This window comes from Sphingomonas cellulosilytica (assembly GCF_052321755.1).
Taxonomy (GTDB): Bacteria; Pseudomonadota; Alphaproteobacteria; order Sphingomonadales; family Sphingomonadaceae; genus Sphingomonas.
Window position 1 is genome coordinate 188857 of sequence record NZ_JBQRTT010000005.1, and the last position, 20015, is coordinate 208871.

At 68.5% G+C, this 20015-nt stretch carries 16 protein-coding genes; 10 read left to right on the top strand and 6 right to left on the bottom strand.

All coding sequences use genetic code 11. The annotated features are described in order from the left end of the window. Positions 1-122 precede the first annotated feature (122 nt). Positions 123-1715 carry an isocitrate lyase gene (locus ACTZQ5_RS10400; protein WP_443585112.1) on the top strand — a complete coding sequence of 531 codons (1593 nt, stop codon included), beginning with the start codon at positions 123-125 and terminating at the stop codon, positions 1713-1715. Between the two features lie 65 nt (positions 1716-1780). Here the strand turns inward: ACTZQ5_RS10400 and ACTZQ5_RS10405 are convergent, their stop codons facing one another. Genes ACTZQ5_RS10405 through ACTZQ5_RS10415 form a run of 3 tightly spaced genes read right to left on the bottom strand, consistent with a single transcriptional unit; the run spans position 1781 to position 3308 of the window. Then, entirely contained in the window at positions 1781-2731 is a 951-nt protein-coding gene (locus ACTZQ5_RS10405) for an aldo/keto reductase (RefSeq protein WP_443585113.1), read from the bottom strand. Beyond that, positions 2728-2925: a hypothetical protein gene (locus ACTZQ5_RS10410; RefSeq protein ID WP_443585114.1), complete on the bottom strand. Its 198-nt coding sequence runs from the start codon at positions 2923-2925 to the stop codon at positions 2728-2730. The genes ACTZQ5_RS10405 and ACTZQ5_RS10410 overlap by 4 nt, the downstream gene beginning before the upstream one ends. 32 nt (positions 2926-2957) lie before the next feature. After that, the gene (locus ACTZQ5_RS10415) at positions 2958-3308 is read right to left on the bottom strand and encodes a hypothetical protein (protein ID WP_443585115.1); all 351 of its coding nucleotides are present in this window, start codon (positions 3306-3308) and stop codon (positions 2958-2960) included. Positions 3309-3407: 99 nt separating this feature from the next. Here ACTZQ5_RS10415 and ACTZQ5_RS10420 point away from each other — a divergent pair, with 99 nt between their 5' ends. The 4 genes from ACTZQ5_RS10420 to metH all read left to right on the top strand — a co-directional run bounded on the left by ACTZQ5_RS10420 (position 3408) and on the right by metH (position 9320). Then, the gene (locus ACTZQ5_RS10420) at positions 3408-4385 is read left to right on the top strand and encodes an ArsR/SmtB family transcription factor (RefSeq protein ID WP_443585116.1); all 978 of its coding nucleotides are present in this window, start codon (positions 3408-3410) and stop codon (positions 4383-4385) included. Beyond that, positions 4382-5323, top strand: coding sequence for a methylenetetrahydrofolate reductase [NAD(P)H] (metF, locus tag ACTZQ5_RS10425; protein ID WP_443585117.1), 942 nt, complete (start codon positions 4382-4384; stop codon positions 5321-5323). Before ACTZQ5_RS10420 ends, metF begins: the two co-directional genes overlap by 4 nt. A gap of 121 nt (positions 5324-5444) precedes the next feature. Continuing rightward, positions 5445-6491, top strand: a complete 1047-nt coding sequence (locus ACTZQ5_RS10430; protein ID WP_443585118.1) for a homocysteine S-methyltransferase family protein — start codon at positions 5445-5447, stop codon at positions 6489-6491. 156 nt (positions 6492-6647) lie between these two features. Further along, the gene (gene metH / locus ACTZQ5_RS10435) at positions 6648-9320 is read left to right on the top strand and encodes a methionine synthase (protein WP_443585119.1); all 2673 of its coding nucleotides are present in this window, start codon (positions 6648-6650) and stop codon (positions 9318-9320) included. A gap of 112 nt (positions 9321-9432) precedes the next feature. On the opposite strand, the gene ACTZQ5_RS10440 is transcribed toward metH, so the two are convergent. Continuing rightward, the gene (locus tag ACTZQ5_RS10440) at positions 9433-10641 is read right to left on the bottom strand and encodes a cation:proton antiporter (protein ID WP_443585120.1); all 1209 of its coding nucleotides are present in this window, start codon (positions 10639-10641) and stop codon (positions 9433-9435) included. A gap of 186 nt (positions 10642-10827) precedes the next feature. On the opposite strand from ACTZQ5_RS10440, the gene ACTZQ5_RS10445 reads away from it, so the two are divergent. After that, complete coding sequence (locus tag ACTZQ5_RS10445) at positions 10828-11754, top strand: right-handed parallel beta-helix repeat-containing protein (protein WP_443585121.1); 927 nt, start codon at positions 10828-10830, stop codon at positions 11752-11754. A gap of 51 nt (positions 11755-11805) precedes the next feature. Here ACTZQ5_RS10445 and ACTZQ5_RS10450 read toward each other — a convergent pair whose 3' ends face one another. Together ACTZQ5_RS10450 and ACTZQ5_RS10455 are read right to left on the bottom strand one after the other, a co-directional pair. Beyond that, positions 11806-12882 (bottom strand): sialidase family protein, encoded by a 1077-nt coding sequence (locus ACTZQ5_RS10450; protein ID WP_443585122.1) that lies wholly within the window; start codon positions 12880-12882, stop codon positions 11806-11808. Then, complete coding sequence (locus tag ACTZQ5_RS10455) at positions 12879-14531, bottom strand: alkaline phosphatase family protein (RefSeq protein ID WP_443585123.1); 1653 nt, start codon at positions 14529-14531, stop codon at positions 12879-12881. Before ACTZQ5_RS10455 ends, ACTZQ5_RS10450 begins: the two co-directional genes overlap by 4 nt. A gap of 46 nt (positions 14532-14577) precedes the next feature. Here ACTZQ5_RS10455 and ACTZQ5_RS10460 point away from each other — a divergent pair, with 46 nt between their 5' ends. The 4 genes from ACTZQ5_RS10460 to ACTZQ5_RS10475 all read left to right on the top strand — a co-directional run bounded on the left by ACTZQ5_RS10460 (position 14578) and on the right by ACTZQ5_RS10475 (position 20011). Next, positions 14578-16629 (top strand): protein-disulfide reductase DsbD family protein, encoded by a 2052-nt coding sequence (locus tag ACTZQ5_RS10460; protein ID WP_443585124.1) that lies wholly within the window; start codon positions 14578-14580, stop codon positions 16627-16629. A 110-nt stretch (positions 16630-16739) separates the two neighbouring features. Further along, positions 16740-18230, top strand: coding sequence for a circularly permuted type 2 ATP-grasp protein (locus ACTZQ5_RS10465; protein WP_443585125.1), 1491 nt, complete (start codon positions 16740-16742; stop codon positions 18228-18230). A gap of 42 nt (positions 18231-18272) precedes the next feature. Next, a complete protein-coding gene (locus tag ACTZQ5_RS10470) occupies positions 18273-19208 on the top strand; it encodes an alpha-E domain-containing protein (protein ID WP_443585179.1) in 936 nt (311 codons plus the stop codon). Then, a complete protein-coding gene (locus ACTZQ5_RS10475; protein ID WP_443585126.1) occupies positions 19208-20011 on the top strand; it encodes a transglutaminase family protein in 804 nt (267 codons plus the stop codon). The genes ACTZQ5_RS10470 and ACTZQ5_RS10475 overlap by 1 nt, the downstream gene beginning before the upstream one ends. The last annotated feature ends 4 nt before the right edge of the window (positions 20012-20015 follow it).

The window sequence follows — 20015 nt, forward strand, 5'->3', positions numbered from 1 at the left end:
CAACCGCACAGAGATAAAGCCGGTAGTGTGACAAGTGCACTCCGATTATCGGCGGCGCACCGTGGAATCGGCTGTCATTTTCTATACACCGCCTCGCATCGGAACCAGCGAGGGACGTGACCATGACCTACCAGCAGCAGATCGGCGGCGCCCACCAGCTCATCGGCGGGCAGCCGACATGGGGCGGCATCGATGCGGAGGCCGTCGCGCGCATGCAGCTTCAGAACCGCTTCCGCACCGGCCTGGATATCGCGCGCTATACCGCGGCGATCATGCGGCGGGACATGGCGGCCTATGACGCCGATCCCGCGGCCTACACCCAGTCGCTCGGCTGCTGGCACGGCTTCATCGGCCAGCAGAAGATGATCGCGATCAAGAAGCATTTCGGCACCACGCAGGGCCGCTACCTGTACCTGTCGGGCTGGATGGTCGCTGCGCTGCGCAGCCAGTTCGGGCCGCTGCCCGATCAATCGATGCACGAAAAGACGAGCGTGCCCGCGCTGATCGAGGAACTCTACACCTTCCTTCGTCAGGCCGATGCGCGCGAACTCGGCTTGCTGTTCCGCGATCTCGACAGGGCGCGCGAGGCAGGCAATGAGGTCGAGGCGCAGCGGATCAGCCACGCCATCGATACCCACCAAACCCATGTCGTGCCGATCATCGCCGATATCGACGCGGGCTTTGGCAATGCCGAGGCGACCTACCTGCTGGCCAGGAAGATGATCGAGGCAGGCGCCTGCGCCTTGCAGATCGAGAACCAGGTCAGCGACGAAAAGCAATGCGGCCATCAGGACGGCAAGGTCACCGTGCCGCACGAGGACTTCCTCGCCAAGGTGCGCGCCTGCCGCTACGCCTTCCTCGAACTGGGCGTGGAGGACGGCATCATCGTCACCCGCACCGATTCGCTGGGTGCGGGCCTGACCAAGCAGATCGCCTATTCCAGGGAACCGGGCGACCTTGGCGACCAGTATAACGCCTTCCTCGACTGTGAACCCGTCGAGGCGACCGATATCGGCAGCGGCGACGTGCTGATCGCGCGCGAGGGCCGGTTGCTGCGACCCAAGCGCCTGCCGTCGAACCTGTTCCAGTTCCGCGAGGGCACGGGGGCGGACCGCTGCGTGCTCGACTGCATCACCAGCCTGCAGAACGGCGCCGACCTGCTGTGGATCGAGACGGAAAAGCCGCACATCGAACAGATCGCCAGCATGGTCGATCGCATCCGCGCGGTCGTGCCGAACGCCAAGCTCGTCTACAACAACTCACCCAGCTTCAACTGGACGCTCAACTTCCGCCAGCAGGTGTATGACGCCTGGACCGAGGCGGGGCAGGACGTGTCGGGCTATGATCGCGCGCGGCTGATGAGCGCCGACTATGACGGCACGCCGCTGGCGGACGAAGCCGACGAGCGCATCCGCACCTTCCAGAAGGATGCGAGCGCGCGTGCCGGCATCTTCCACCATCTCATCACCCTGCCGACCTATCATACGGCGGCGCTGTCCACCGACACGCTGGCGCGCGACTATTTCGGCGAGGCGGGCATGCTCGGTTATGTGAAGGAGGTGCAGCGCCGCGAGATCCGCGAAGGCATCGCCTGCGTGAAGCACCAGAACATGTCCGGCTCCGACATCGGCGACGACCACAAGGACTATTTCGCCGGCGAGGCTGCGTTGAAGGCGGGCGGCGCGCACAACACGATGAACCAGTTCGCGGCCTGAAGGGGGAGGGGCGCTTTCCTCCCCGCGGTCATCCCCGTGCAGGCGGGGATGACCGCGGCCGAGGATCAGGCCCCCGCGGCGTCGAGCCGGTCGAGCTGCTCCTTGCTCAGCGCCAGCGTCATCGCGGGCAGCAGGTCCTCGACCTGCTCCACCCGCGTCGCGCTGGCGATCGGCGCGGTGACTCCCGGCTGGGTGATCAGCCAGGCGAGCGCGATCTGGGCATGGGTGGCGCCGGTGTCGTCGGCGACATCGTCCATCGCGGCGAGAACCGCCGCGCCCTTGCCCTCCAGCAGGTCGCCCATGCGGCCGCCGCGAACGCTCTGGTTCAGGTCGTCGCGGCTGCGATACTTGCCGGTGAGGAAGCCGGAGGCGAGGCCGTAATAGGGCAGCACGCCGATATTCTCGGTAACGCAATAATCCTGCAACTCGCCTTCGAACGTGTGGCGGCTGACCAGGTTATATTCGGGTTGCAGCACATGGTAGCGCGGCAGGCCGCTCGCCTTGGCGGCATCGACCGCCGATTTGAGGCGGCCGGCGTGGAAGTTGGAGGCGCCGATCACCCGCACCTTGCCGGCGTCGATCAGCCGGCCGAACGCGTCCAGCACCGCCTCCTGCGGCACCGACTCATCATCCTGATGGGCGTAATAGAGGTCGATCCGATCGGTGCCGAGGCGGCGCAGCGATGCTTCCGCGGCGGCGGCGATGCGGGCGGGGGCCAGTTTCTCGCCGCCCTCGCCGGGCAGCATGCCGACCTTGGTCGCGATCAGCACCTGATCGCGCTTGCCGCTCGCCTTCAGCCATTCGCCGATCATCGTTTCCGATTCGCCGCCGCGATGGCCATCGACCCAGGCCGAATAGACGTCCGCGGTGTCGATCATCGTGCCGCCGCCGGCGACGAAGGCGTCGAGCACGGCAAAGCTCGCCTGCCGGTCGGCGGTCCAGCCGAACACGTTGCCGCCGAGCACCAGCGGCGCGATGCGAAGGTCGGTGGAGCCCAGGCGGCGCAGGTAGGTCATCGGTCGTCCGTATCGTTGGAGGTGACGGCATCGAGGTCGATGCTGTTGGCATCGAGCATCGCGGCCGCGTCGTTCAGTTGCGCCGCCTCATCGGCGGAGACGGCGCCGGGATCGTCGCTGCGCCCCGGCGAACAGGCGGGCAGGGTGGCGAGGAGCATCAGGGGAAGGCCCAGTGCGGCGATGACACGTTGCATGGCCACGGACCTTCCCCCGATCGATCCGAAGATCAATCCTTCAGCGCACGTCCGGCGCGTTCGAGCGTGTTGCCCGTCGCGTCGGCGGCGCGATCGGCGGCGTTGGAGATCGCCGCCCCGGCGCGGTCGGCGCCGCGATCGATCCGGGCACCGGCATTGTCGCTCGCCCGCGCGATATCGTCGCCGGCATTGTCGAGGTGGCGTTCGGCCGAACCGAAGGCGCGATCGGTGGCGGCATCGACGTCGCTCACCGCGTTACGGGTCGTCGCCTCGGTGTCGGCGGCGATCGCATTGCCTGCCTGCGCCGTCTGGTCCTGGGCATTCTGGCTGCACGCGGCAAGGCTGATGGCCAGCGGCGCGGCGAGGATCAGCAGGCGTTTCATAGGTTTCTCCCTTGATGACTCAACCTCGCGCAAACGCAGGATAAGCGCTTCGGGTCCGCGTTGACCCCATATAAAGATATCTTTATATGTTGAAGCGCGATGACCCTGGCGCTCGACATCTTCCGTGCTCTTGCCGATGCGACGCGGCTGCGCATCTTCTCGCTGCTGCGCTCGATGGAGCTGTCGGTGGGCGAATTGGCGCAGGTGCTCGGCCAGAGCCAGCCGCGCGTCAGCCGGCATGTGAAGATCCTGTGCGATGCCGGCCTTGCCGAACGCCGCAAGGAAGGCAGCTGGGTGTTCGTCGCGCTCGGCCGAGCGGCGGCGACCGCTCCCGTCGCCGCGGCGATCGACCAGTGGAGCAGGGCCGAACCCGATCACTGGGCGCTCGCCGATGTCGCGCGGCTCGCCGCGGTGCGCGCCGATCGGGCCGCCAGCGCCGCCGCCTGGTTCGAAGGGCACGCCGACGAATGGGATGCGATCCGCTCGCTGCACGTCGCCGAGAGCGAGGTGGAGGCGGCGATGGCCGGCGTGCTGGGGGCAGGGCCGCTCGGCAGCCTGATCGATATCGGCACCGGCACCGGGCGGATGCTCGAACTGTTCGGCGGGCAGGCGGACAGCGCGCTCGGCATCGATCGCTCGTCGGAGATGCTGCGTCTCGCCCGCGCCAAGCTGCACGACCGGCCCAATACCGAATTGCGCCAGGCGGACCTGTACGCGCTGCCGATGGCGGATGGCGCGGCGGACGTCGCGATCCTGCATCACGTCCTCCACTTCGCGCAGCAGCCGGGTGCGGCGATCGCCGAGGCGGCGCGGGTGCTGGCGCCGGGCGGGCGGCTGCTGATCGCGGATTTCGCCCCGCACGATCGCGAGGACCTGCGCCAGCGCGATGCGCATACGCGGCTGGGCTTCGCCGACGAGCAGATCGCGGGCTGGTTCGGCAATGCCGGTCTTGCCCTTGCCCGGACCGAGACGTTGCAGGGTGGAGAGTTGACGGTGACCCTGTGGCTCGGCGTGAAGCCCGTCCTGAACCGGGTCGAAGGGCCGGGTATCAATTTGCGTGAGGTGAAAGCGGCATGACGATCTCGGTGAACCAGCTGGAAGAGGCGCAGATCGCCCTCAAGGCGCCGCTCTATGCGGACGTGGCCGGCGACCTCGACGTGTCGTTCGAATTCTTCCCGCCCAAGAGCGAGAAGATGGAGGAGCAATTGTGGGACGCGGTGCGCACGCTCGAACCGCTCGCCCCCAGCTTCGTCTCGGTCACCTATGGCGCGGCCGGATCGACGCGCGAACGCACGCATGCGACGGTGGCGCGCATCCAGCGCGAAACCAGCCTTGCCGCCGCCGCGCACCTCACCTGCGTCGAGGCGACCAAGGCGGAGATCGACCAGGTGGCCGAGGAATATTGGGCGGCGGGCGTGCGCCACATCGTCGCGCTGCGCGGCGATCCGCCGGCGCAGGGGCAGACGTTCGCCAGCCACCCCGGCGGCTATGAGAATGCGGCGGCGCTGGTCGCCGGCCTCAAGCGGCTGCACCCGTTCGAGATCTCGGTCGCGGCCTATCCCGAATGCCATCCGGATTCGCTCAGCGTCGATGCCGACCTCGACAATCTCAAGGCGAAGCTGGATGCGGGCGCGACCCGCGCGATCACGCAGTTCTTCCACGAGCCCGAAACCTTCTTCCGCTATCGCGACAAGGTGGCGGCGGCGGGGATCACCGCGGAGATCGTGCCGGGGATCATGCCGGTCACCAATTTCGCCAGCGTCGTGCGGATGAGCGCGATGTGCGGCACCGAGGTGCCGGCGTGGATGGCGCGGCTGTTCGACGGGCTGGAGGATCATCCCGCCGCGCGCCAGCTGATCGCCGCGACGCTGGCGGCGGAGCTGAGCCGCAAGCTGTATGCGGGCGGCGTCAAGTCGCTCCATTTCTACACGTTGAACAAGGCCGAACTGTCCTTCGCGATCTGCCACCTGCTGGGCGTACGCGCGAAGCCGGTGAGTGCGGTCGCGGCGGCGTAAGGCAGGTAAGCCCCTCCCCTTCAGGGGAGGGGTTGGGGGTGGGGGAGTCTCGCAGAGACCGTCGCCCGCGTCCCCCACCCCAACCCCTCCCCTGAAGGGGAGGGGCTTTGAAGGACAAGACATGACCATTCGCGACACCTTCCTGGCCGAAGCCGCCAAGCGCATCCTCATCACCGACGGCGCGTTCGGCACGGAAATCCAGAACTGGAAACTGACCGAGGCGGATTACGCCGGCAGCCTCGGGCTGACCCACGACCAGAAGGGCAACAACGACATTCTGGCGCTGACCAAGCCGGAGGTGCCGGCCGCCATCCATCGCGCCTATTTCGAGGCGGGGGCGGATATCGCCGAAACCAACACCTTCTCGGCCAACCGCATCAGCCAGGCCGATTACGGCGCCGAGCATCTGGTGCGCGAGATCAACGTCGAGAGCGCGGCGATGGCGCGCCGGATCGCCGACGAATATGCCGCGCGCGATGGCCGCCCCCGCTTCGTCGCCGGCGCGATCGGCCCGACCAACAAGACGCTGTCGCTCTCCCCCGACGTCAACGATCCCGGCTACCGCGAGATCGATTTCGATTACCTAAAGGACGTGTATCGCGAACAGATCGACGCCCTGGTCGAGGGCGGCGCTGACTTCATCCTGATCGAAACCGTCTTCGACACCCTGAACGCCAAGGCGGGGATCATGGCGACGCTGGAGGCCGCCGACGCGCTCGGCCGCGACCTGCCGCTGATGCTGTCGATGACGCTGACCGACCTTTCCGGGCGTAACCTGTCGGGTCATACCGTGGAGGCGTTCTGGCACGCGGTGCGGCATGCGCGGCCGGTAACGATCGGGCTCAACTGTTCGTTCGGCGCGGAGCAGCTGCGCCCGCACGTCAAGACGCTGTCGGATATCTGCGACACGCTCATCATGGTCTACCCCAACGCCGGCCTCCCCAACGAGCTGGGCGCCTATGACGAGGAACCGGCGACGACCGCCGGCCTCGTCGGCGAATGGGCGAAAGGGGGCCAAGTCAATGTGCTCGGCGGCTGCTGCGGATCGACGCCCGCGCATATCCGGGCGATCGCCGACATGGCGCGCGGGATCGCACCGCGCAGCATCCCGACGCCGCCGGTGCGCACGCGGCTCGCCGGACTGGAGCCGTTCACGATGGCGGCCTAGCCTTTGCAATCCTCCCCGGAACGGGGAGGGGGACCATGCGCAGCATGGTGGAGGGGGTTCTCCACATCCGATATCGCTGGTGGAGAGCCCCCTCCACCCCTCGGCTTCGCCGAGCGGTCCCCCTCCCCGTACCGGGGAGGATTCGAAGAAGAAACGATGACCAACTCCTCCGCCCAGTTCGTCAACATCGGCGAGCGCACCAACGTCACCGGTTCGGCAGCGTTCAAGAAGCTCATCATGGCCGGCGACTATACCCGCGCGGTCGAGGTCGCGCGCAGCCAGGTCGAGAACGGCGCGCAGGTGGTCGACGTCAACATGGACGAAGGGCTGCTCGACGCCGAGCATGCGATGACCACCTTCCTCAAGCTGATCGCTGCCGAGCCCGATATCGCGCGCGTGCCGATCATGATCGACAGCTCGAAATGGAGCGTGATCGAGGCGGGGCTGAAATGCGTCAGCGGCAAGCCGATCGTCAATTCGATCAGCATGAAGGAAGGCGAGGAATTGTTCCTCCATTACGCCAGGCGCTGCATGGCCTATGGCGCTGCGGTCGTCGTGATGGCGTTCGACGAGATCGGGCAGGCGGACACGCAGGCGCGCAAGGTGGAGATCTGCGCGCGCGCCTACGATCTCCTGATGGGCATCGGCTTCCCGCCCGAAGACATCATCTTCGACCCCAACATCTTCGCGGTGGCGACGGGGATCGAAGAGCACAACAATTACGGCGTCGACTTCATCGAGGCGTGCCGGGAGATCAAGGCGCGCTGCCCTCACGTCCATATCTCGGGCGGCCTTTCCAACCTGTCGTTCAGCTTCCGCGGCAACGAGCCGGTGCGCCGCGCGATGCATTCGGTGTTCCTCTACCACGCCATCCCTGCGGGCATGGACATGGGGATCGTCAACGCTGGCCAGCTCGACGTCTATGACACGATCGATCCCGAGCTGCGCACGGCGTGCGAGGACGTCATCCTCAACCGCGATCCCGAGGCGGGCGACCGGCTGGTCGCGCTCGCCGAACGCTTCCGTGGCACCGATGCGGTGGCGGAGAAGGCGGCGGCGGAATGGCGTGGGCTCGATGTCGTCAAGCGGCTCGAATATGCGCTGGTCAAGGGCATCGATGCGCATGTCGTCGAGGATACCGAGGAATGCCGCCAGGCCTTCGCCCGGCCGATCGAGGTGATCGAAGGGCCGCTGATGGACGGCATGAACGTCGTCGGCGACCTGTTCGGCAGCGGCAAGATGTTCCTGCCGCAGGTGGTGAAATCGGCACGCGTGATGAAGAAGGCGGTGGCGCACCTGCTGCCGTTCATCGAGGCGGCGAAGGAGCCGGGCGCGAAGGGCAAGGGCCGCATCGTGCTCGCCACCGTCAAGGGCGACGTGCACGATATCGGCAAGAACATCGTCGGCGTGGTGCTGCAGTGCAACGGGTTCGAGGTGGTCGACCTGGGCGTGATGGTCCCCTGGTCGAAGATCCTCGATGCGGCGAACGAGAACGATGCCGACATGATCGGCCTGTCGGGGCTCATCACGCCGAGCCTCGACGAGATGGTCACCGTTGCCGAGGAGATGAAGCGGGCGGGCATGACGATGCCGCTGCTGATCGGCGGCGCGACCACGTCCAAGGTGCATACCGCGCTGCGCATCTCGCCCGCTTATGACGGGCCGATCGTCCATGTGCTCGACGCGAGCCGCGCGGTCGGCGTCGCGACCACCCTGGTCAGCGACACGCAGCGCGATGCCTATGTCGAGGGCGTCGCCGCCGATTACCAGAAGGTGCGCGATGCGCGCGCGGGCAAGGGGCAGAACGACCTGCTGCCGCTCGCCGAGGCGCGCGCACGCGGCTTCACGGCGGACATGGCGCTGAAGGCACCGCCGGTGGCGCAGCCCGGCATCCACGTGTTCGACGACTGGGACCTTGCCGACCTGCGCCAGTATATCGACTGGACGCCGTTCTTTCGGGCGTGGGAGCTTGCCGGCAACTTCCCCGCCATCCTCACCGACGACGTGGTCGGCGCCAGCGCGAGCGGCCTGTACGAGGATGCGCAGGCGATGCTCGACCGCATCGTCGCGGAGAAATGGCTGACCGCGCGCGGCGTCGCCGGGCTGTGGCCGTGCCATCGTCACGACGACGATGTGTGGGTCCACACCCGCCACCACGAAGCGCATCGCAGCCCCGACGGCGCGAGCATTCCGGAAGGCTTCCATATCCCCAGCCTCGATCGGGCCGGCGAGGAGAGCGTCCGCCTGCCGTTCCTGCGCCAGCAGATCGCCAAGCGTGAAGGGCGGGCCAATATGTGCCTCGCCGACTTCATCGATCCGGCCGGCGACTGGATGGGCGGCTTCGCGGTCGGCATCCACGGCATCGAGCCGCATCTCGCGCGCTACAAGGCCGATAACGACGACTACAACGATATCCTGCTGAAGGCGCTCGCCGACCGCCTGGCTGAGGCCTTCGCGGAAGCGCTGCACGCGCACGTCCGCCGCGTGCTGTGGGGCTATGCCCCGGACGAGCAGCTGACAAACGAGGCGCTGATCCGCGAACAGTATCGCGGCATCCGCCCGGCGCCGGGCTATCCCGCGTGTCCCGAGCATTCGCTGAAGCGCACGCTGTTCGCGATGCTCGATGCGGAAGCCAACGCGGGGCTGGAGCTCACCGAAAGCTTCGCGATGCTGCCGACCGCGGCGGTCAGCGGCTTCTACTTCGGTCACGGGCAGGCGGAATATTTCGGCGTCGCGCGGATCGGGCAGGACCAGGTGGCCGATTATGCGGCGCGCCGCGGCGTCGACGTCCAGCAGGCGGAGCGCTGGCTGAGGCCGAACCTGGATTGAATGGGGCAATAGCGCCCTCTCCAGTTCGTCATTGCGAGCGTAGCGCGGCAATCCAGGGCCGGATCAGGACGCCCTGGATTGCCGCGCTACGCTCGCAATGACGGCGGGGCGTTCAGAACCCCCGCTTCGCCAGTCCCGGATCGCGCCGCAGGATCGGCGCGACGACGGGGATCGTCATCATCGTGCTGGCGATCGCCATCAGCAGCAGCGCGGTGAACGTCTCGTTGGTGATGATCTTCTTGTCCAACAGGATGTTGACGAAGATGATCATGATGAGCGCCTTGGTCTGGAGCAGCCAGCCGATCGCCTTGATGTCGCTCCTGGGCCATTTGAGGATGCGACCGGCGATGCCGATCCCGGCGAGCTTGCCGCCGACCGAGGCAGCGAGCAGCAGCGCGGCGGCGGCGAATACCGTGGCACCGCCGACGCCCCATTGGGTCTTGAGCCCGGTCGACAGGAAATAGACCGGCATCACGGCCAGCAGCAGCATCTGCCGGAAACGGTCCATGCGGTCCTCGCCGAACCAATGCGCATCGAGCACCGCGCCCGCCAGGAACGCGCCGACCATGAAGTGCAGCCCGGCCCAATCCGCCGCGAAGCCGCACAGCGCCAGCCAGATCAGCCCGACATACCAGCGGTCGTTCTCGGCCAGCATGCGCATCAGCTTGCGGATCGCCCAGGTGGCGATGGCGAAGCCGACCAGGAAGCCGCCCTGCCGGCTGACGCGTTCCCAATCGAGCAGGATCAGCGCCAGCACGCCCCAGATCGCGATATCGTCGAGGCTCGCATAGCGCAGCACGCGCTGGCCGAGCGGCTCGCGCAGGATGACGAGCTTTTCCATCAGCAGCACGAGGATGGGGAGCGCGGTGACCGCGCACGCCATGCCGATGCCGAGCACCACCTGCCATGCCGCGCCCTCCGGCCCGCGCCAGCCGGGATAGCGGAGCATGACCAGCGCGGCGAGGCTGCCGGCGACCAGCGGCACGCCGAGTGCGAGGCCGGCGGTGACCCCCGTCTCGCGCCGCCGCTTCCATGCCTCGCCCACGTCGAGCTCGAGCCCGGCCACCCACACGAACAGCATCACCGCCCACCAGGCGATACCGTTCAGCGCGGAGAGCGTCGCCGGTGCGAAGACGAAGGCGTAATAATCGGGAAAGATGGCGCCGAGCACGCCCGGCCCGAGCAGGATGCCGCCCATGATCTGCACGACGACCAGCGGCGCCCAGTAATCGGTCCGCCCGACCCGCCAGATCAGCCAGGGAACGGTGAAGATGATGAGAATGGCGAGGAGGAACACCTCCGTCGCGGACATGGCGTGCATCGTGTGTCGATCCCCCCCCGGGCGTTTTCGGCGCCGAGCCTAGCCGAGCGTCAGGCGGGCGCGCAATCGGCGGAATGGCTCATACCGGGACACAGGGCAGGGCCGGTAAGGCCTTGGCGCCAGGCCAGGCCGCATTAACCGCGAATCCGGCTGGCCCGGCGGCGGCGGGCGGGGGCAGGACGGGCCATGACCCGCGCGCTCCTCGCCCTTGCCCTCATCGCCGCTCCTGCCTTTGCGCAAAGCGGCATGCCCTTCACCATCGCCGAAACCGGGCAGGGCTTTTCCGACCTGCAGGAGGCGGTGTCGTCGGTCAGGATGGGGACGGCGACGATCCTGATCGCGCCCGGCGTCTATCGCCAGTGCGCGGTGCAGCAGGGCGGCCGCATCACCTTCAAGGCGGTGCAGCCGGGCACCGCGATCTTCGAGAAGGAAACGTGCGAGGACAAGGCGGCGCTGGTGCTGCGCGGCCAGGGATCGGCGGTCGATGGCCTCGTCTTCCGCGGCTACAGCGTCTCCGACGGCAACGGCGCCGGCATTCGCGCCGAGATGGGCGACCTCACCGTCACCAACGCGATGTTCCTCGACAGCCAGGAAGGCATCCTCGGCGGCGAGCCGACCGGCCAGCGGATCACCATCGATCATTCGACCTTCTCGGGCCTCGGCCAGTGCGACGAGGCGGTGAACTGCTCGCACGCCGTCTACCTCGGCAACAAGGGGCAGGTGACGATCACCAATTCCCGCTTCGAGCGCGGCACCGGCGGCCATTACGTCAAGCTGCGCGTCCCCAACGTGACGATCACCGACAACAGCTTCGACGATACCGCCGGCCGCAAGACCAATTACATGATCGACCTGCCCGACGGCGCCCGCGGCCTGATCGCGCGCAACACCTTCGTGCAAGGCAAGGGCAAGGAGAACGCCAGCGGCCTGATCGTCGTCGCCGCCGAAAACCGCACCTTTCCCTCGGCAGGCCTGCGCATTGAGGACAATGACGCGCGCATGGCCCCCGGCGCCCCCGGCAACCCCGCCTTCGTCGCCGACCTCAGCCACCAGCGCCTGGCGGTCGGCGCGAACCGGCTGGGGCCGGGCATCCGGATGTTCGAGACGCGGTAGGGACGAGCCGTGCTCGTCACTTAGGCTCCCCAGGGCGGTGCGAAGAACGGCCTAGCGCAGCCGCCGTGGGTCGATCACCACGTGGCGGATGCGCGTGCGATTCCAGGTGTAGGTGACGTGGACGAGCCCGTCCCGCGTCTGGATCACGGCGGGATAGGCGTAGCCGTCCGGCATCGGCCTGGCCTCCAGCGTCAGCACGTTGCGCCAGCGGATGCCGTCATCGGAAAGCCCGACGTTGAGTGGATAGCGCGGGCCGTTGCCGGGCGTATCCGGTCGATGCGCGCTATGGTTGTAGACGATCAGCTGCCGCCCGTCCTTCAGCGTCACCGCGTCGGTGCCACTGTTGGGATTGGGCAGGTCGATCGCGGCGAGCGGCGACCATGTCCGTCCATCGTCGCGCGACCAGCTCATCGCCAGTGCGCCCTGCCGCGTGCGCGCGACGAGTTCGAGGCGGCCGTCGGGAAAGGTCAGCACGCTCGGCTGGATCGCCTCGATCCCCATCGGCGAGGCGATGGGGGCGCCCGCCTGCCACGTCGCGCCGCCGTCCGTGGAGCGTTCCATGCGCAGGAACCAGTGGTTGCGCTCCGGCGTCCCTTCCTCGCGGCTCGACGGCGACAGCCAGGTGCCGCCGGGCGTCACCACCGGCTTGTTCTTGATCGGGCCGAGGATGCCGTCGGGCAGACGGCGCGGCGGACTCCAGTGTCGGCCGCCATCGCTCGAGGTGATGACCATGCCCCACCAATCGCGCGGAGACGGACCGACCTTGTAGAACAGCTGCAGCGGCGCGCCCGGCGGCGCGAACAACACCGGGTTCCACGTCGGGTAGACCTTGCCGTCGGGGCTGCGCCCGTCGGCGACCGGCACCGGCCTGTCCCAGCCGGCCTTGCCGCGCCGGGCGAACCAGATGCGGACATCGGGCCGGCTTTCGCCGCTGCCGCCGAACCATGCCGCCGCGAGCGTGCCGTCGCCGAATTCGACCAGCGTCGAGGCATGCGCCTGCGGATAGGGCGGGGCAGGATCGACGAACTCGGACGTGACGACTGCCGCAGGCCTTTGCGCGAGCGCAGGGACACCGGCGATGCACGACACCGCGAGGACGCAAGACAGAAAGGTCTGCGCGGTTCTCACCGCGTTGCCGCGCACGTGTCGCCCGCACCGGGATCGAGGTCGAGACAGCGGCCGTCCAGCCCCTTCACCGGCAGTCCGATCTGCGCGGCGAGCGTCGGTGCGATGTCGACCGTCTCTACCGACAGCGGCTGTTCGAACCCCGCCATCCCCTTGCGCCAGAACAGGATCGGCACGCGGCGGTCATAATCCCACGGCGAGCCGTGCGTCTCGACATAGCCGGGCTTCGGCGTCTCGATCGTCGTCACCCGCGGTTTCAGCAGGACGAGCAGGTCGCCCGACACCTGCGGGTTGAACGAGGCGCGGGCGCGTTCCAGCAGCGTCCAGGTTTCCGGCGGCGTGGTGGCGATCGGCTGCGCGGCGATCTGCGCCTTGGTGAAGGCGGCGGCGACCTGCGGCATGGCGGCGAAGCGCTTCTGCGCCTCGGCGAGCACGCGCGGGCGCAAGCGCGCCGGCAAGTCCTTCGCCAGATAGACGTCGCCCTCGGCACCGACCAGCGCCGGCCCCTTGATGCCGAGTGCCGCGGTGATCTGCGCGTCGATCGCCGTGATCGACGTATCGGCGTGGACGTGTTCCTCCATCGGCATCGCGCGCTGCTGCTGCCGCTCGGTCATGTCGTGCGCGCCGTGGTCGGCGGTCAGCACCACCTCGTAATCGAGGCCCCAGCTGTCCAGCGTCGCGAAGAAGCTGCCGAGCGTCTGGTCGAGCTGATCCATCTGGATGCACATCTCGGTGCCCTGCGTGCCGAGCGAATGGCCGATATAGTCGGTCGCCGACGCACCGATATCGATGATGTCGGTTTCCGGCCCCCGGCCCAGCTTCATGTCCTGGATCAGCCCGGCGGCGATCGCGAACACCGCGGCGTCGCTCGCCGGCGAGGCGCGGAAGCCCTTGAGGTCGCCGGCCTCGCGCGCGAAGCGGCCCTGGCCGAACACCTTGCCCGCCACCGTGATCGGCCGGTCGAGCGCCTGGCAATAGCCGGGCAGCGGCAGCGGCTCCTGCGGGCGGGCGATCAACGCGGCGACCGCGTCGCGCCCGCGCTGCACCGCGCGCGGCACGACCCGGCCGGCGTAGGACGAATAGGTCTTGCCATCCCACCACCACAGTTCGTCGACCTTGTGGCCGCCCATCATCACCGCGGCGCGATCCTTGCCCGCCACCGATACGACGCGTGTCGCGGGGCGCGCGGTCTTCATCATCTCGCCCAGCGTCGGCACCTTCAGATGCTTGTCGCTGACCACGTAATGTTCGTGGTCGGTGCCCGGAACGGTTTCGTCCTCGCTGCAATAGACCGTCTTGTCGGCCCGCGCGACCGACTGGTCGATCCAGTTGTTGGCGACGATGCCGGTATGCGCCGGACGCATGCCGGTGAGGATGGTCGAATGGCCGGGGCAGGTCTCGGTCGCGGCATGACTCTGATAGCCCGAGGGGAACACGGCGCCGCCCAGCAAGCGGGTGAAGCCGCCGGTGAAGCGGTTGCGATATTGCTGGAACAGATCGGCGGAGAACTGGTCCACCGAAATGACGACGATCAGCCGGGGCGGCGTGGTCGGGGCCGGGGCGGGAGCGGCGGGGGTCGGAGCCGGGGCCTGTTGTGCGGATGCTGCTGATGCGGCGGAGGCGAGCAGGAGGGCGGCGATCAGCGCTTTCATCGGGGACACTCGTGTTGCGGGGCCGCGGTCGCTATGACGGCGGGCGATGGAACGGGCAAGGACGGCAAATCGGATGGCGTATCGGACGATCGAGGCGATGCGCGTGCTGTGTTGCGTGGTGATGACGCTGGTCGCGGCGCTGTGGGCACAGGCGGCGGCGGCCGACCTTGCGCCGGCGAATGGCCCCAGGCACCTCGCCATGCGGCTGGTCGCCGACACAGATGCGCCGCGCCCGGGGCAGGCGGTGACGCTGGCGATCGATACCCGGCCGGAACAGGGCTGGCACGGCTATTGGCGCAATCCCGGCGATGCCGGCTTCGCGCCGTCCTTCGCCTGGACGCTGCCCAGGGGCGCGCGCGTCGATGCCGAGCCGCAATGGCCCGTACCGACGACATTGCTCGTCGCCGGCCTGATGAACTACGTCTACGAGGCGCCTTATGCGCCGCTGGTGACACTGCACGTGCCCGATGGACTGGCCAGGGGCACGCCGCTGCCGGTCCGGCTGGCGATCAACTATCTGGTCTGCACCGACACGATCTGCGTGCCCGAAACGCAGGATCTCAGCCTCGACCTGACGATCGGCGACGGTATGCCCGCGCACCGCGCCGATTTCGATCGCTGGCGTGCGGCCATTCCCAAACCGCTCGATGCGGCTGGCACCTATCAGGTAAAGGACGGCAAGCTCGTCATCGCCGTGCCGCTGCCGGCGGCGGCAAAGGTCGACAACCCGGCCTTCTTCCCGTTCGGCCCCGACATGGTCCGCTATGCCGCGCCGCAGACCGTGACGCGCGACGGCGACCGCCTGCTGATCGCCACCGATGGCACGCCGAAAGGACCGATCGCCGGCGTGCTGCGCATCGGCCCCGATCTCGGCCTGACGATCAAGGCCACGGCCGGCGCCGTGACGCTGCCGACCGATCGCAGCGGCTGGCAGGCGGCGCTGCTCGCTTTCGCGGGGGCGGTGCTCGGCGGGTTGATCCTCAACATCATGCCCTGCGTCTTTCCGATCCTCAGCCTGAAGGCATTGCACCTCGCGCGTGGTGGCGGCGACAGCGAACGGACCGCGCGGATCGATGCCCTCGGCTACGCACTGGGCGCGGTGCTGATGTGCGTTGGGCTTGGCGCGCTGATCCTGGCGTTGCGGGCGGGCGGATCGGCGGTCGGCTGGGCGTTCCAGTTGCAGGACCCGCGCATCGTCGTGCTGCTGATCGCGCTGACGTTCGCGATCACGCTCAACCTCGCCGGGCGGTTCGAGGTGCCGGTGCCGGCCTTCGCCAGCCACGGCGGTGCGGCGGGATCGGTGGCGACCGGCGCGCTCGCCGCCTTCGTCGCGACGCCGTGCAGCGGCCCGTTCATGGGCGCGGCCCTGGGGGCGGCGCTGGTGCTGCCATGGCCGGCGGCGCTGGCGGTGTTCGCCGGGCTGGGGCTGGGGCTCGCGCTGCCGTTCATCGCCATCGGCTTCGTGCCGGCGCTGCGGCGGCGGCTGCCCCGGCCGGGGCTGTGGATGGAGCGTTTCCGCCGCATCCTCGCCGTGCCGATGGCGCTGACCGTGCTGGCGCTGCTCTGGCTGGCGTGGCGGCAGGCGGGGACGACCGGCCTGATCGTCGGTCTGCTGACGCTGGTCGCCACCGGCCTGCTGCTGAGCCTCGGCGGCCGTCGCCAGCGCCGTGGAGCGGGCTTCGGCTGGGCGGTGGCGCTGGCCGTGCTGCTGGCGCCGGCGGCGCTTGCCGCGACCCTGACCGGCGGCGCCGCCCGTCCCGCAAAGGTAGACGGCACCGCGTTCAGCGAAGCGCGACTCGCCGCGCTGCGCAAGGAAGGGCGGCCGGTGTTCGCCTATTTCACCGCCGACTGGTGCCTGTCGTGCAAGGTCAACGAAGCCTCCTCGATCGACACCGCGGCGACGCGCGCGGCGTTCGCGAAGCACAAGGTGGCGGTGCTGGTCGGCGACTGGACCGATGGCGATCCCGTCCTCGGCCGATTCATCCAGGCGCACAATCGCGCCGGCGTCCCGCTGTACCTCTATTATGCGCCGGGAGCCGCGGAGCCGCAGGTACTGCCGCAGGTGCTGACGCCGGGGATGCTGGCGGGTCTGAAATAGCCCCCTTGGCGGGGATTGCTTGCCACGCTGTCCCGAAATGAACCCTTGTGCAGTGCAGCGATTGCCCGCAGCATGGAACTTGCATCATGCGGGGGGCTTTAACCGTTCCGATGGGGAAACGACCGGCGTTCGACGAGATCATGGGCATGACGGGCGATATACCGCCGCGTCCCGCACTGGCGGCCTTGGGCAAATGGCTCGAGGACACGCCCGACGCCGAACTCCGTCGTCGCCAGGAAGCGGCCGAAGCGACCTTTCGCCAGCTCGGCATCACCTTCGCCGTCTACGGTGATACCGACGCGCGGGAACGGATCATCCCGTTCGACATCGTGCCGCGCGTCTTCCTCGCCGACGAATGGTCGCGCCTGTCCGAAGGACTGGTGCAGCGGGTCGAGGCGATCAACGCCTTCCTCGACGACATCTACGGCGACCGCCGCATCCTCAAGGAGGGCGTGCTGCCGGAGGATCTGATCCTCGGCAATCCGCAGTTCCGCCCGGAGATCGCCGGCATGCGCCCGCCGCACGGAATCTGGGCGCATATCTGCGGAATCGACCTCGTCCGCACCGGACCCGACCAGTTCTTCGTGCTGGAGGACAACGCCCGCACGCCTTCCGGCGTCAGCTACATGCTGGAGAACCGCGAGGCGATGGTGCGGCTCTGCCCCGAACTGTTCCGCGCCTATAGCGTCGAGCCGGTGGACAGCTATCCCGACCGGCTGCTCGCGACGATGAAGTCGGTGGCGCCGCACGGCCGGGGCGCGCAGCCGACCTGCGTCGTGCTGACGCCGGGTCACTACAATTCCGCCTACTACGAACACAGCTTCCTCGCCGATTCGATGGGAATCGAATTGGTCGAGGCGGCCGATCTGGTGGTCGACGACGATCAGGTGTGGATGCGCACCATCGCGGGCCGCGTGCGGGTGGACGTGATCTACCGCCGCGTCGACGACGATTTCCTCGACCCGCTCGTCTTCCGCCCCGATTCGATGCTCGGTGTCCCCGGCCTGATCGCCGCCTACGCCGCCGGCAACGTCGCGATCATCAACGCGCCGGGCAACGGCATCGCCGACGACAAGGCGATCTACAGCTACATGCCCGAAATCGTTCGCTTCTATTCGGGCGGCGAGGCGAAGTTGCCCAACGTCGAGACGTGGCGCTGCCGCGAGCCGGAGGCGCTCCGCTACGTGCTCGATCACCTCGACGACGTGGTGGTGAAGCTGGTCGACGGATCGGGCGGCTACGGCATGCTGGTCGGCCCCACCGCGAGCAAGGCGGAGATCGAGGCATTCCGCGCCGCGCTGGTCGCCGAACCCCATCGCTATATCGCCCAGCCGACGCTGGCGCTGTCCACCGTGCCGACGCTGGCGGACAGCGGCCTTGCGCCGCGCCACGTCGATTTCCGCCCCTTCGTCCTCACTGGATCGAAGGGTGTGGAGGTGGTGCCCGGCGGCCTCACCCGCGTCGCGCTCAAGGAAGGATCGCTGGTCGTCAATTCCAGCCAGGGCGGCGGCACCAAGGACAGCTTCGTCCTGCGCGCCGAAGGCATGCGACAGAGCCAGAGCCTCGGCGGCATGACTCAGAGCCAGGGAGGTGCGGCATGAGGGCGTTCTTGGTCCTCCCCGTGCCGGGGAGGATTTAGCATGATGCTCTCGCGCACCGCGTCGTCGCTCTACTGGCTCGGCCGTTATCTGGAGCGGGCCGATTTCTTCGCGCGGCTGATCGAGGCGACCGTCCGCCTCGACGTCATGTCCGCGCGGCCGGCGGGGGAGGTCGCCTGGTCCTCGGCGATCGCGGTCACCGATACCGAGGCGGATTTCGCGCTGAGCGGTGGCGCGCTGACCCAGGCCGACGTCGTCCGCTTCCTCACCCTCGACACCAGCCATCCCGGCTCGGTGATCCGCTGCCTCGACCGCGCGCGCGACAATGCCAAGGCGGTGCGTACCGCGTTGAGCCGCGAGGCGTGGACCGCGATCAACCGCGCCTGGCTGGTGTTCGAACGGCGCGCCCATGTCGGCGACACCGCGCAGACCCTCCGCTTGGTCGAGGCGGTGAAGAACGAGACGCGCGGCTTCGAGGGTGCCGTCCACCAGATGCTGCGCAACCAGGCGCATTGGTTCATCCGCCTCGGCCAGGCGGTGGAGCGCGCCGACAACACCGCGCGGCTGCTCGACGTCAAATACCATATCCTGCTGCCCGCCGGCGAAGCGGTCGGCGGCGTCGTCGATCGCGACCAGTGGACGACGATCCTGCAGACCGTGTCGGCGGTCACCGCCTATCGCTGGCTCTATTCGGACGGGCTGACCCCGGCGAACGTCATCGACCTGCTCACCGCCAGCCGCGAGCTGCCGCGCAGCCTCGTCGCCTCGGCGGAGACGACGGTGGACGTGCTCGGCCTGCTCGCCGAGCGGACCGGCAGCCATGGCGAGGCGGATCGGATGGCCCGCATGCGTGCCGCCCGCCTGGCGCGCACCCGCTCGGGCGAGGTGATCGCCGGCGGCCTGCACCAGTATCTGCAAGCCTTCATCCGCGAAAACGGCCAGTTGCACGATGCGATCGGCCGCCAGTTCCGGTTCGGCTGATGCGCCTTTCGATCGATCACCGCACCGTCTACCGCTTCAGCGAGGCACAGAGCCGGCTCGTCCAGATGCTGCGCATGACGCCGGAGAACAGCCACGACCAGACGGTGGCGCGCTGGCGGATCGACGTGGATTGCGACGCGACGATGCGCCGCGGCCGCGACGGCTTCGGCAATGCGGTCACCATGCTCTATGCCGAAGGGCCGATCCACGACATCGAGATCGCCGTCCGCGGCGAGGTGCTGACCAGCCATTCGGACGGCGTGGTGCGCGGCGTGAACGAGGCGCTGCCGCCCGCGGTGTTCCTCCGCGCCACCGACGCGACGCCGCGCGATGCCGCCATCGCCGCGTTCGCGCACGAGGTTGCGGCGGCCGCGGACGGCACGATCGGTGCGCTCCATCGGCTCAACCAGGCGCTCAACGGCCGCTTCACCCTCGATCGCGCGCGGCCGCAGCCCGGCCTGTCCGCTGCCGACGCGTTCCACCGTCCCGCCGCGACGTCGCGCGACCTCGCGCAGATCTTCGCGGTGGCTGCCCGCTCGCTCGGCGTGCCCGCGCGCTACGTGTCGGGCTACAGTATCGTCGAGGGATCCTTGCGCCCGACGCCGCACGGCTGGGCGGAGGCGCATGTCGACGGACTCGGCTGGGTCGGCTTCGATCCCTGCACCGGCCGTTCGCCGCAGGAGGAAAGCGTCCGCGTCGCCGCCGCCCTCGATGCGTCGGGCGCTGCGCCGGTGGCGGGATCGCGGCTGGGCGAGGGCGAGGAGGAACTGGACGTCGCGGTCAAGGTGTCGGCGGCGCGTTGAACGG